This is a genomic window from Psychromonas ossibalaenae ATCC BAA-1528, assembly GCF_000381745.1.
In the GTDB taxonomy this organism is placed as follows: Bacteria; Pseudomonadota; Gammaproteobacteria; order Enterobacterales; family Psychromonadaceae; genus Psychromonas; species Psychromonas ossibalaenae.
On the sequence record NZ_KB906974.1, the window covers coordinates 61537 to 75466 of the forward strand.

Below are 13930 nucleotides of genomic sequence, written 5' to 3' on the forward strand. Positions count from 1 at the left end.
TCTACCTCTACCTCTACCTCTACCTCTACCTCTACCTCTACCTCTACCTCTACCTCTACCTCTACCTCTACTTCAACCTCAACCTCTATCTCAGCAAAGTAAGTAAAACCTGCCTCCTGTCATTTTTGTTTAATGCTGCTGTTTTTATTTCGGCCCAATTGTGACCCTGCTCGAATAAAAAATATCGGGAATGTAAATGATAAGTTTGCGAGCTGTAATGATAACCGCTTTATAACCTGTCTGGAATAATCTATACCCGTTATCATTCAAGATGCAAAAATCAGCAAGTCGTAAGGTGAACATATTCTAGGCGTGAAGGTGAAGATCTAATGGGTTAAATCGAGACTTCATAACAACGAAAATGATTGCCTTACGGCTTGCCCTGTGGGTCACCAGCTCGAAAACCAATACTGCGTTGCAACATTTGATAAGGGCTAGCCATTGTCATCATGTTGTGCCTTGTCTTGGTGTCCGAGCTAGCGACTGATAAATGCATTTTGATTGGTAACGGGTATAAGTCCGTCCATTGAATGTAACAATTAACAAGCAGTTTTAACTCTTTTCATTGTGAACAGCAGTATTAATCGAATTCCACGGTGCAGCGCAGGTTATTTCGGCCGAAGGGCAGGCGCTTAAATGGATTTTAAATAGTTATCTTCCACTTAGAACAAGGAACTAATAGATATGAGTAATAAATTTACACGTCGTGATTTTCTAAGAATGTCTGCTGCAGGTGTCGGAGCAGTGGTTGTTTCATCAGGTTTAGCTGGTTGTAATTCAAGCGACAGCAGTGCAGGTATTGAAAGCGGCGGTGACAGCGGCGGCAGCCAGGGAGAAGTTAGTCTAGATAAGCGCAAAGCTTCGTTTAATCACGGTGTAGCCAGCGGCGATCCGCTCAGTGACAGGGTTATTTTATGGACTCGTGTTACGCCGCTGCTGCTTGACGGTGAAACGGTCGAAACAATTGCTGAGTTTGCCGTCAGCTGGGAAGTGGCAGAGGACAGCGGTTTTAAAAATGTGATCCGCACCGGCTCGACTAATACCAGCTATGCAAGTGATTTTACCGTTAAAGTTGATGCGGTTGGCCTTGATGCCGGTGTTGATTATTACTTCCGCTTTATTTACAACGGCGTAGTGTCGGCTGCTGCTAAAACTCGTACTCTTCCGGAGGGAGATGTTGCACAGGCCAGATTTGCGGTAGTCAGCTGTGCTAACTATCACTGTGGTTATTTTAATGTCTATAAAGAGATTGCTAAAGAAGACGGCCTTGATGCGGTACTGCACTTGGGTGATTATATCTATGAATATGGCGATGAACACTCCAATGTGGCGCTGTTTGAAAGCAAGTCCGGCGGTGCACAGCGTCTCACCGGTATTGGACCTAAAGGCGGCTGTATTACACTGGCTGATTACCGTAGCCGTTATGCGCTGCATCATCTAGAGCCGGAACTACAGGAAGCGCACCATAAGGTGCCTTTTATCACGGTATGGGATGACCATGAACTGGCTAACGATGTGTATATGGATGGGGCCGAAGCACATAATCCAGATATACACGGCCCCTGGGAGCCTCGCCGTGCAGCCGCTTTACAGACTTATTTTGAATGGATGCCGATTCGCCCTGCTTCCTTCGGTGATAACGAAACGATCACCCGCCAGTTTAAGTACGGCAATTTAGTTGATCTGATGATGCTCGATACCCGTATCGCAGGCCGTGAAGTGCCGCCTGATATGTTTAACTATATTGATTTCAGCAACGGTACACTGGATAAAGATAATTACCTGCAGGATGTTGCTCAGGAGCGCGGTATGTTAGGTGCCGAGCAGTTCCACTGGCTGTCCACTAAGCTGTATGAATCGACAGCCAAATGGCAGGTGATCGGTCAGCAGGTGCCGATGGCAAGACTGGAGATGCCGACTACGCCCTTTATGATGTGCTTTGGTGGTGCAGGTGCGCATACTCCGGCCATGATTGACGGACTTATTGATATTAAGAATCGTATGGCGGCTGGCGATCCGACCGTTAGCGATGCACAGAAAGCACAAGTCGCAGACGTTATTCCGTTCAGGTCTACCGCCTGGGATGGTTATAACAGTGAACGTAATATGCTTCTGCAGAATGCTAAATATCATGGCGCGAATTTAATCGTGCTGGCTGGAGACACACATAATTTCTGGGCAAACCGTCTAACGCTTGATAACGGTGAGTCTGTTGGTGTGGAGTTTGCTATCGGTTCGATCAGTTCATTTGGTCATGAAACCTACTTTAAACTTGAAGATGCCGATGCAGCAGAGATCGGTCCCCGCTTAGGTGCATTTGCCGATGATGTCGAATACTTTAACCTGTATCGCCGTGGTTTCATGCTGCTGAGTTTCACTCAGGCAGAAACCACGGCCGAGTTTAAGTATATTGATACGGCATTCAGCCGTGATTATAACAAGGTGGCAGGTCCGGTATTTAAAGTAGATGCTTCAGACTGTACTAAGGTGATTACGGTATCGGATCCGAATCGGCTGTAACGCCTGCCTATCAATTACAAAAAATCTCTGTTTAGGTTTGATGTAAATGATTTTTCCAGTATAACCTATTGTTATTACTACGAAATGGTTACTTGTTTTTTCAAGTAACCATTTTTTGCTTTAAGTGGTGGAAACGTTGACATTATTTTAGTGAAGCGCTTTACGCTGTTACGAAATGTTACGATATTGTTCTTTTGGATAAAGTAAATTGAAGCGCATAAACGAAAAATATAGAAGAGAAATTGGACTAAATTTATAAGCAGTATACAGGGAGAAATAATGTTTTATTTAAACAGTTGTGCGTTTGCTCTTTACCACATATTAAAAGAGATAGATCCCGAGAATAAGGTATTAAATACCATAAAGTTAGAAGCGTTTTCAGGGGCGGAAGCTTGTTTTATCAGTGAGCAACGTGTTTTACCGGTGTTATATGCACTCTATGAGACCGGGTTTTATCATCGTTTTGAGTTGAAATTCTTAGCAACAGCCGCTGACAGTTATGTTGAACAGGGACGTTGTCTTTCTGTGATGGCCCGAGGGGATCTTGGTAGTGTTGCCCGCAGTTATATCTGTAATGCACCAACTATGGGGCATTTTATTAAAAGGATGATTGCGGATATTACGTTCGGTAACCGGGCTCTGTCCTTTGATATTAAACACAGCAATGATTATGTTGAAATCAGGCTTAGTTTTAATAATGAAGAGAAAAATTTTAATCACGGGCAGGGCTTGTTATTTTTTATTGCTTATCTTGCTCAGCTGTTCTTTGGAAGGCAGGTGAAGATTGATTCATTTTTCTGTACTGAAGATAAACTGGATCTTGCGACATACCGCTCGCATGTATCGGGCACTTTAACCTCTGCTGGAGAAAATTACATTCGTTTTAAAAAGGATGATTTTGATCTGCTTAATAAGCATCATAATGCTTATGTAGATGATGAATTAAAATCAATGGTCCAGACATTAAGACCCTGCGAGCCTGATTTTGATAATATTAAAGAAGATGTATTAAGTAAAATTAAAGAGTACTTTTTAGAAACCAACGACTATATTTCAGCGGATGCAATGGCCCGTCAGTTTAATATGAGTCAGTCTACCCTGTATAGGAAACTCGAAAATGTTCATACCTCTTATCGCGAACTGGTTGAATTGACTCGAAAAGAGCTAGCGCTGACATTAATCAGAGAGAGTGCAGTTTCATTTGGAGAGATCAGCCATAAACTGGGATATTCTAATTTAACTGGTTTTAACCGAGCATTTAAGCGCTGGTTAGATATCAGCCCGACCGAATATAGACGTAATTTATAAATATGAAATTACTTTGTAGAAATAGCGCGGATGACAAAGGAAGACAGGTATGTCTTTTAACCCTTTTGAATCTGTGCTGCCTAACAAACTTCAAAATATCCAACAAAGCTCAACAAAACCGCTGCTGGAATAATTTATACTGCTCTGTCGTATAGAAGAGTCACTTGCGCTTGTCTAGGAAAGTTCTGCTTTTTCTGTTCTGTACGTATAATACCAATTCCATTAATTAAATGATCTATTTAGGCGTAGGAAAAATGGATGAAAGCAAGGCATTGATTGCAGTAACTAGTTTTTCTAATTACAAAATCAAGAACGAAGCTAGCGTCCATTTTAACCAGCATAAATGAACAGAAAATTAGTGGATTTGGTATAAATATGTAATTTAATTTAGGAAGTCATTCATGGAAAAAAAAGACAATATGCCGCTTTGGGCATACTGGGCTCTATTGGGAATAAAAACACGTAATACAGCGCTGAAATTTTTAATCGGCTCTTTGGTTTTATCGGTAGTTATCACTATTTACGGAATAGTTATTAAGGATTACTCCCTGGCATCACTTTTCTTCGTACCCTTATGGTACTTCATATCCATTAAATGGGTTGATGTCTATTCGACCTGGACACCGCCTGAGAATTCAGAATAAGCAATGTCTCAGATTTTTTAGAAAAAGGATTATTCGAGGGTCTTGTGTTTTTACTTTTTTGTGAAACACAAGCCTGTCAGCTTAAACCCGTAACTGTTTCAAATAATTACCTGCACCGCTTTACTCACCCCGCAAACAGCTATAGCCGTTAACTCTTCACCTTTTTCTTTACGTTTATAACCAGTTAGCTGCGGTTTACTAATTTCTACGCCTTAAATGATAACGGCTATAAATTGGCAAAGTTCAGCTGAGTCAGCCATAGTTGTAGCAGGCTTGTTGTCTGGGGACTGTAAATGGCTGCTTTTTCTATGCGTTTTATGGTTATTTTATTGCTCACTATGCTGCCGGATGTCTTGGCACAGGCCTCTGCTTTGCAAAAAAAAACGGCGCAAAAGTGGACTGCACAGGAGTTTCAGCCTTCAACATTAAATCTCAGTGAACAAATGCAGGAGATGAGCTGGTTTATTGAAGCGTCAAAACCTTATCAAGGCATGCAGATCCGCGTTGTATCAGAACGAATTGCTACTCATTGGTATGAAGCATCTGTCCTGGCAAAAGCCTTCTTTGAAATTACCGGTATTCACGTGGTGCATGAGTTAACCGGTGAAGATGATGTGATTAAAAAACTCTCTGCGCAGATTTTAACCGGTCAGAATATCTATGATGCCTATATTAATGACAGCGACCTTATCGGTACACACTTTAGATCCGGTGCGGTTGTTGCTCTCTCTGATTTTATAAAAGCTGAGGGGGCAGATGTTACCCTGCCTAGCTTAGATCTACAGGACTTTATCGGGCTTAAATTTACCACCGGCCCCGACGGCAAGCTTTATCAGCTGCCGGATCAACAGTTTGCCAACCTCTACTGGTATCGCCATGACTGGTTTAATCGTGCAGACTTTAAATCTGCTTTTAAATCGCTTTATGGTTATGAACTGGGCGTACCGCAGAACTGGCAGGCATATGAAGATATTGCCGCATTTTTCAGCGAAGATATTAAAGAGATAGACGGTCAGCGTATTTATGGTCATATGGATTATGCGAAAACGGATCCTTCTCTCGGCTGGCGAATGTCAGATGCGTGGTTTTCCATGGCCGGAGTTGGTGACCGGGGACTGCCTAATGGACTTCCCGTTGATGAGTGGGGGATCAGAGTTGAGCAGTGCCGTCCGGTGGGAGCAAGTGTAAGGCGCGGCGGTGCGTTAAACAGCCCGGCTGCGGTTTATGCGGTTGATAAATTTAAACACTGGTTAACTCAATATGCGCCTGAACAGGCTTCTGAACTGAATTTTACTCAGGCAGGGCAATGGCCGGGAAAGGGCATTATTGCCCAGCAGATATTCTGGTATACCGCGTTTGTTGCAGATCTCACCAAACCTGGATTAGCGGTAATGAATAGCGACGGAACACCAAAATGGCGGGTCGCACCTTCTCCGGTTGGTAAATACTGGCAGGGTGGTATGAAGTCGGGTTATCAGGATGCCGGGGCCTGGACGCTGCTTAAGAATACACCGCTGAAACGTCGCCAGGCCGCCTGGCTTTATGCGCAGTTTGTAGTATCTAAAACAGTCTCGTTAAAAAAAACCTTAGTCGGATTAACACCGATCCGCTTATCCGATATTGAGTCCGATGTGATGACAGAGCGTGCACCGTACCTGGGAGGATTAGTCGAATTTTACCGAAGTTATGGACGTGAAGTATGGACACCGACGGGAACTAATGTACCGGATTATCCCGGGCTGGCTGATTACTGGTGGCAGTATATTTCGCAGATTATTGAGGGGAAGGTTTCCACGCAGACGGGACTGAATAATTTTGCCGCTGCTGTAGACAGACACTTAGCCAGACTTGGTGAGTCGGCCCCGGGCAGATGTGCGCCAATGTTGAACCCGCTTTCCGAAAAAGGTTTCTGGCTGAATAGAAGCGGTTCGCCTAAACCGGCTATAAATGAGCATCCGGCGGGTAAGACTCTGCCTTATCTGGAGGCTGTCGATGTCTGGAAATAGTAAGAACAGTGATCATGTCAATCTGCTTTCCAATCAGATAAATATTCGTCTGACATCTTCGTGTAAAGCTGCCGTGTGTATTTTTTTACTCTTACTGCCTGTGTTTACGCTCCGCGCTGAGCCGATTAATATATTAACTTACGAAGAGTCTCCCTATGCTCTGATGGTCGGCAAAACCCAGAAAGGTTTATTGGTGGATATGCTTGCTGAATTATTTTCCCGTACCAGTCTGCAGTATAAGCTGCGCTTTATCCCTCTGAAAAGAGCGATAATCACCGTCGAGCGCAAGTCCGGTTATTGTGTTTTACCTATTGTCCGCAGTCAGGAGCGTGAAGCGAATTTTCAGTGGATCAGTCCGATGCTGGTTTCCCGTTACGGTTTATACAGTCAGGAAAAACGTTCAATTCCACTGGTTACTTTAAATGATGCTAGGCCTTATAAAATCGGCAGTTTCCTCGGCAGCGGTATTGGCGAATATTTAACGGATCTAGGGTTTGATGTCCAACTGACATCCCTGAGTGCTTTAAATCTTCAGAAATTAAAACGGGGACGATTTGAACTATGGGCGGAAGATCTGATAAGTGCACGGGAAATGATGCGTAAACAAGGCATTAAATTCGGCCGTCCGGAACTAGTTTTTTATACTTCTATCCGCGCCATGGCCTGCCATCGAACTATGCCGGTTGAGCAGTTAAAGGAACTGCACAGCGCGCTGCTTAGTATGTACCAGGATGGATTTATGAAAGCGTTATACCTTGAATATGGTGTTGAGATGTAAGTAGATAAATAAGTGGCTGTATCGACAGCCGCTTATATGTTTTGGGGGGAGAAAAAACAGTTTATCCTGACTCAGAGGACCGCAGGCAGTTGTCTAAGCAGAGGAAATGCCTGTTTCATATTATCTTGAGTGACCACAAAACCAATCAGCTGGTTTTTATCGTCAAATGCTTTAGCTGTCATACCCTGAGCTGCCGCATCAATCTGCCAGCGGGCCCCTGCCTGCGTGGTATTGCCGCAAAGCTGAATCGGGTAGTGCGGTGTTTTTACTTTCACCAGCATAGCCGGCAGTTTTATTTCACTAGGCCGGCCAAGCAGGGTTTTTGCCAGTGCATTGGCGCTTAATAATATCGGCTGTAGAAACGGCAGCAGTTTACCGTCTATTTCTGCACAGTCGCCAAGTGCGTAAACATCGCGGGCAGAGCTTTGAAGCTTAGAGTCAACGATTATACCGCGACCACAGGTGATTCCAGCTTCACTGGCCAGACGGGTATTGGCTTTCAGCCCGGCGGCAGAAATAACACCGTCAACCTGAAAAGTACGGCCATTACTGAGTGTGACATTAATACTCTGCTCGTCTGATGTCTGCTCAAGTCTGCTGACCTGCGTGCCGAGGTTAATATCGACCCTTGAATTTCCTAAGCTCTGGTACAGCTGGGCTGCTATAAAATCAGGCAGCAGGGCTGCTAACAGGCTCTTTGCCGGATCGACCAGCACAACCTGTCTGCCGCTTCGGTTTAAATCCATAGCAATTTCAGTACCAATCAGACCAGCTCCGATAACCAGCACCGATTCTGCAGTGGTGAGTTTCTCCTGAGCGGACTTATATTCAGACAAACTGTTTAAGGTGATTATCCTATCGGCAGCATCTCCCTCCGTCGGTGGTACAAAAGCGGATGCGCCCGTTGCTATAACCAGCTTGTCATAAGCGAATTGTTTATTATTAGCTGTTAAGGTTTTATTAAGCGTGTCGATTGAGTCGACCCTATGCCGGGTTAACAAAGTGATGTTGTATTCAGTGGCAAACTGTAATGCATTCATTCTGACTAGATCAGCCGCTGTTTGTTTGTTAGAAAACACATGGCTTAGATCCGGTTTGCTGTACTCGTCACCTTCGCAGGCGGTGATCACTGTAATCGCCTGCTGTGTATTTTCTCTACGCAGCGTTTTCACCAGCTGGTAGGCGGCAAAGCCGCTGCCGATAATAATAATTGGTTTAATCATGCTGCGCCAGCCTCGCTGTATTTTTCAAATACCTCTTTGCCAAGATTACACTCTGGACATAAGAAATAGTCAGGAACTTCATCCCAGGGGGTACCCGGTGCTACATCCTGATTGGGCTCACCCTCCGCAGGATTGTATACCCATTGACAAACTGTGCACTGCATAAGCTGCTCATCTGATGTTTGTTGGCTTACTGCTTGTACGGGCTGTTGTGCATTTTCCAGTATCACCGGCGTGGAAGCTTCATCGGCAGCCGGTTCAATATCTGTAACCGGATCCAGTTCATGTAGTGCCCATTGGTGTGCGATTACACGGCCATGTTCACGGCAGGCTAACAGAGCTTTACCATCCGGACGCCATTTGGCTTTTAAACTGATGCAGGTTTCAAAACCGGAATCAGTTAACCGTGAGTGGATGCGGTCCACTGCACCGCCGTTCCAGCCGTAGCTGCCGAATGCGCCGGCTTTTTTGTTTTTGAAGCGCAGACCGGTGATCTCTTCCAGCATAGCCGCTACTTTGGGCATCATGACATTATTCATGGTTGATGAACCGACTAGGATCCCTTTAGAGCGGAACACATTAGACAGGATTTCATTTTTATCATGGCGTGCAACATTAAATACTTTTACGCTGACGGCCGGGTCAACCTCGTGGATACCTTGCGCGACGGCATCAGCCATCATGCGGGTATTGTTAGACATGGTATCGTAAAAAATAGTGATATGGTCTTCCTGATACTGATCAGCCCACTGCAGGTATTTTTCAATAATCTGTATCGGATTATCCCGCCAGACAACGCCGTGCGCAGTGGCAATCATATCTACCGGTAAATTAAAGCTGAGCACTTCTTTGATTTTTGCCGTCACTAACGGGCTGAACGGTGTCAGGATATTCGCGTAATAACGCAGGCACTGATCCATTAATTCATTTTGATCGACCTGGTCGTTGAACAAACGTTCATCACAATAGTGCTGTCCGAATGCATCGTTACTGAATAATACCGCATCACCGGTCAGATAGGTCATCATGCTGTCCGGCCAGTGCAGCATAGGAGTCTCAATGAAAATCAGCTGTTTGCCGTTACCAATATCCAGAGTGTCGCCGGTCTTAACGGTGATAAAGTTCCAGTCAGGCTGGTGATGATGGCCGACAATTGAGTCGATCGCATTTTCAGTACAGTAGACAGGGGTATTAGGAATTTTGTTAAGCAGGGCGCTTAGTGCACCGGCATGATCTTCTTCAGCGTGATTGATAACGATATAATCAATGTCACTGAGATTTATTTCCATTTCTAAATTTTGAACAAATTCATGACTGAATTTATGATCAACAGTATCAATCAATACTGTTTTTTCTTCGCGGATCAAATAACTGTTGTAACTGGTGCCTTTTTCCGTTTTGTACTCGGTGCCGTGAAAATCACGTACTTCCCAGTCTCGTTGTCCGACCCAGTTAATGTTGTTTTTGATATGAATAGCCATTGAGGTACCTTATAAATATTATTAATAAAAAAGAAAACATATTTATAGTATTGCAACGGCTGTGCCAGGTTTGTAATTGCTTGTATTTAAAAGGTTATGTTAGGATTCAATAAGATTCACTGTCATAATGACATGTTTGATTTTGTGTCATAATGACAGTAAGATGTCCGAATGACATTGTATCAATAGGAAATTGTTTATGTTTTATGATTCAAAGGATCTGACGGAACTGGCCTTAGATTTAACCAATATAAGTTCAGAGCAGGACAGGTTTGAACGTTTATTAGCCACTATACGCAAGTTATTTAAATGTGATGCATCAGCTCTGCTGGCATTTAAAGGCGGCCAGTTTAGCCCCCTGGCAATTAACGGGCTGTCGCAGGATGTATTAGGCAGACGCTTTGCGCTGGATCAGCATCCGCGTATGGAAGCGATTGCCCGTGCAGGTGATATTGTTCGTTTTCCTGCTGACAGCAGTCTGCCGGATCCCTATGACGGACTGATCCCTAATCATACTGAAGAGCTGAAAGTACATGCCTGTATCGGCCTGCCGCTGCTGGCTGATCAGCAGCTGATTGGTGCCGTGACGATTGATGGTTTTGATCAGCATCAGTTTGATCAGTTCAGCGATGATCTGCTCCGCAAAGTTGCCGCTTTAGCTGCTGTAAGCCTTAATAATGCTATGCTGATGGAACAGCTTGAGAAACGCGGCGGCGATATCTCCCGCGTTGAACCTGTATTGTCCCATACAAATTCTAATCCTGAAATTATCGGCAGATCTCTGCAGATAAAGCGTTTACAGTCACAAATAGAGGCTGTTGCTAATACAGAACTGACGGTGCTAGTGACCGGGGAAACCGGAGTAGGTAAAGAGCTGGTTGCCTCTGCCGTTCATAAATTGTCATTAAGATCCCAGGCTCCTTTGATTTATCTTAACTGTGCTGCACTGCCGGAGTCGGTTGCTGAAAGTGAACTGTTTGGTCATGTTAAAGGTGCCTTCACCGGTGCGGTCAGTAACCGCAGTGGTAAATTTGAGCTGGCAGATAAAGGTACTCTGTTTCTCGATGAGATAGGGGAATTATCTTTGTCTCTGCAGGCAAAACTGCTGCGTGTTTTGCAGTCCGGCGATCTGCAGCGGGTTGGTGATGATCGGCGCTTACAAGTTGATGTACGAATTATCGCCGCGACTAACAGGGATTTAAATAAGGAGGTCGTCGCCAATAATTTCCGTGCAGATCTGTATCATCGTTTAAGTGTTTTTCCGCTGCCGGTACCGCCGTTACGAGAACGTGATAATGATATCTTATTACTGGCGGGTTTCTTTATTGAACGCTGCCGTACTAAGCTGGGATTAATGCACTTAAGTTTAGCGGAGCGGTGCCAAAGCAGGCTGCTTGATTATGCCTGGCCGGGTAATGTCCGGGAGCTTGAACATAGTATTTATCGAGCTTCGATTCTTGCCAGAGCAGAAACGCGTGATATACATGTTATTATCCAGGATCATCATTTTGATATTAGCGGGGGCAATGCTGGTTCTGTTAATCAATTCAGTACAGGTGCCGCTCCTGATCAGAAAAAAACGTTGATTGAGCTGACGTTAAAGGATGCAACCGAACAGTTTCAACGCCGTTATATTAAACAAGCATTACAACAGAATGAAAATAACTGGACTGCCGCGGCTAGAACGCTGTGTGTGGATGTTGGTAACCTGCATCGTTTAGCAAAACGGTTAGGCATGAAATAAAAAATCCGGCAGCACAAGCTGTCGGATTTTTATCATTAGCAGATGTTTGTTACCCGCCTAAACAGCGGGCTATTTTTACATTGCCTGACGGTAAATTTCAGTAATTTCAGCATGAGTCGCTTGAATTGGATTTGTAAATCCACAAGCATCTTTTAACGCATTTTCAGAAAGAACATCAAAATCTTCTGCCTTAACACCTAGATCTGTAAGACCTGCCGGGATACCAACATCAGTAGAAAGCTGTGCAATAGCTGCTAATGCTGCATCAGCACCTTCTTCATTTGACATGTTTTCTACATTTACACCCATTGCTTTTGCTACATCTTTAAGACGGGCTGGAGCGACTTTTGCATTAAAACGCTGTACATGAGGTAATAATACCGCATTACAAACACCGTGCGGCAGGTCGTAGAAACCGCCTAACTGATGCGCCATTGCATGTACGTAACCAAGAGAAGCATTATTAAATGCCATACCGGCCATGAATTGTGCGTATGCCATCTGTTCACGTGCTTCAATGCTCTGGCCGTCTTTAACAGCGGTGCGCAGGCTCTGCTGAATAATTTCGATTGCTTTAATTGCAACTGCGTCTGTGATTGGAGTTGCCGCGATTGAAACATAAGCTTCAACAGCATGAGTTAATGCATCCATACCCGTTGCTGCTGTTAAAGAAGCTGGTTTAGCAAGCATAAGTTCAGGATCATTTACAGACATAAGCGGCGTTACGTTTTTATCCACAATTGCCATTTTGATATGACGTGCTTCGTCAGTAATAATACAAAAACGCGTCATTTCAGAAGCAGTACCAGCAGTAGTATTGATTGAAATTAGTGGTAATTGTGGTTTAGGTGACTGGTCAACACCTTCATAATCAGCAATTTCACCGCCGTTAGCTGCAACAAGCGCGATGCCTTTTGCACAATCATGCGGTGAACCGCCGCCAAGAGAGATGATAAAGTCACACTGGTTGTCTTTTAAAATCTGTAAACCAGCTTCTACGTTACCAATCGTTGGATTTGGCTGAGTACCGTCAAATACAACTGTTTTTACTTCACTTGCAGCTAATAAATCTGAAACTTGTTTAACCATACCGATACTGCTTAAGATTTTATCGGTAACAATCAGGCCTTGTGTAAAACCTTGCGATTTAATACTCGCAACAGCATCACTCAAACAACCCGCACCCATTAAATTAACAGTTGGCATAAAAAAAGCAGAACTCATAAGTAACCTCTAGATTTGTTGTAAAAATATTTATGTATAGTTGATTAATTTGTTTATTAACGCCGCCACGGTGATCAAAAACATTCAAACATTCAGCTGACCAGATATAATTCTCAGTGATTCTGTTGAGTGCTTATATAGGGTACAGACCGTAAATAATTAAACTTCTGTTATTATCAATAAGATTTATTCTAATCCGTTTCTAATTTACGGCTTTAAAAACACTTAACTATAAGTAGTTGAAATAAAGTGCTTTTAGTTTGACCAATCTATATAGATAAGCAGATAAATGTTTGTTAAATGCTGACACCTTGTGGATTAATTAATTGAAATCAGTTTATTTACTAATCCATACAAAAAGTGTGAGCTATAGCTACAGAATAAAAATAACTGCGATTTTCAAAAAAAACGTTTACAAAATCTGTTGTCTTTATGTTTTTGTGACTGCTGGGGAAATCGTTGTTTTTGCTGATTAAATTTTGATTGTCTGGGGGCTGTTCAGATTGAATTTGTTAATTGTAACCCCGTTTTATAATCTGTTTTTATGTTTGCCGGTGCTTAAAATTTACTGTGTCAATAAAGGCGCATAACAGATAAAGTAGTTTTGTCGCCCGTTTTTCTGTCTTTAAAGTGCTGCAAATACAAATACTTATACTTTAATGGAGAATATTGGTCGTGTGCAGAGTTAATTTAATCGTTACTGCCGGCTTATTAAAAGAGATCTGATTTAAGCTTGTTTCAAAAAGCTCATTTGTTTAAGTGTTGAACATTTGAAGGCTCGTTTAAATTGCGGAATTTTGATGTTGTTTATTTGATATTTCTATATCTATCTATTTGTGTAGAAAACTAAAATAACAGCAAATAAAAAAAATTATTTTCTAACTTGTGCTTTAATGCAGTCTGAAATCAGGCATTTGAGCCTCTCATTTTGAGCTTTATCACACTTTTAAGTTTTCCTTTTCCGGCGTTTTTTAATCAGCTTTTGGATTTTTTAACAATTTG

At 43.1% G+C, this 13930-nt stretch carries 9 protein-coding genes; 6 read left to right on the top strand and 3 right to left on the bottom strand.

Going from position 1 to position 13930, the window contains the following annotated elements; translation table 11 throughout:
* Nucleotides 1-684 precede the first annotated feature (684 nt).
* The 5 genes from G327_RS24045 (at nucleotide 685) to G327_RS0105905 (ending at nucleotide 7256) form a co-directional block, all read left to right on the top strand.
* Nucleotides 685-2520 (top strand): alkaline phosphatase D family protein, encoded by a 1836-nt coding sequence (locus tag G327_RS24045; RefSeq protein ID WP_019613831.1) that lies wholly within the window; start codon nucleotides 685-687, stop codon nucleotides 2518-2520.
* A gap of 279 nt (nucleotides 2521-2799) precedes the next feature.
* Entirely contained in the window at nucleotides 2800-3828 is a 1029-nt protein-coding gene (locus tag G327_RS25940; protein WP_019613832.1) for a helix-turn-helix transcriptional regulator, read from the top strand.
* 401 nt (nucleotides 3829-4229) lie between these two features.
* Nucleotides 4230-4472, top strand: coding sequence for a hypothetical protein (locus G327_RS0105895; RefSeq protein WP_019613833.1), 243 nt, complete (start codon nucleotides 4230-4232; stop codon nucleotides 4470-4472).
* A gap of 293 nt (nucleotides 4473-4765) precedes the next feature.
* On the top strand, nucleotides 4766-6478 hold the full coding sequence (locus G327_RS0105900; protein WP_019613834.1) for an ABC transporter substrate-binding protein: 1713 nt from the start codon (nucleotides 4766-4768) through the stop codon (nucleotides 6476-6478).
* Nucleotides 6465-7256, top strand: a complete 792-nt coding sequence (locus G327_RS0105905; RefSeq protein WP_019613835.1) for a substrate-binding periplasmic protein — start codon at nucleotides 6465-6467, stop codon at nucleotides 7254-7256. The genes G327_RS0105900 and G327_RS0105905 overlap by 14 nt, the downstream gene beginning before the upstream one ends.
* A 71-nt stretch (nucleotides 7257-7327) precedes the next feature.
* Here the strand turns inward: G327_RS0105905 and norW are convergent, their stop codons facing one another.
* Both norW and norV read right to left on the bottom strand, forming a co-directional pair.
* Nucleotides 7328-8479, bottom strand: coding sequence for an NADH:flavorubredoxin reductase NorW (gene norW / locus G327_RS0105910; RefSeq protein ID WP_019613836.1), 1152 nt, complete (start codon nucleotides 8477-8479; stop codon nucleotides 7328-7330).
* On the bottom strand, nucleotides 8476-9960 hold the full coding sequence (norV, locus tag G327_RS0105915; protein ID WP_019613837.1) for an anaerobic nitric oxide reductase flavorubredoxin: 1485 nt from the start codon (nucleotides 9958-9960) through the stop codon (nucleotides 8476-8478). The genes norW and norV overlap by 4 nt, the downstream gene beginning before the upstream one ends.
* Before the next feature lie 199 nt (nucleotides 9961-10159).
* Between norV and norR the strand changes: the two genes are divergently transcribed.
* On the top strand, nucleotides 10160-11704 hold the full coding sequence (gene norR / locus G327_RS0105920) for a nitric oxide reductase transcriptional regulator NorR (RefSeq protein WP_019613838.1): 1545 nt from the start codon (nucleotides 10160-10162) through the stop codon (nucleotides 11702-11704).
* Between the two features lie 75 nt (nucleotides 11705-11779).
* Here the strand turns inward: norR and yiaY are convergent, their stop codons facing one another.
* Nucleotides 11780-12928 carry an L-threonine dehydrogenase gene (gene yiaY / locus G327_RS0105925; RefSeq protein WP_019613839.1) on the bottom strand — a complete coding sequence of 383 codons (1149 nt, stop codon included), beginning with the start codon at nucleotides 12926-12928 and terminating at the stop codon, nucleotides 11780-11782.
* Between the last annotated feature and the right edge of the window lie 1002 nt (nucleotides 12929-13930).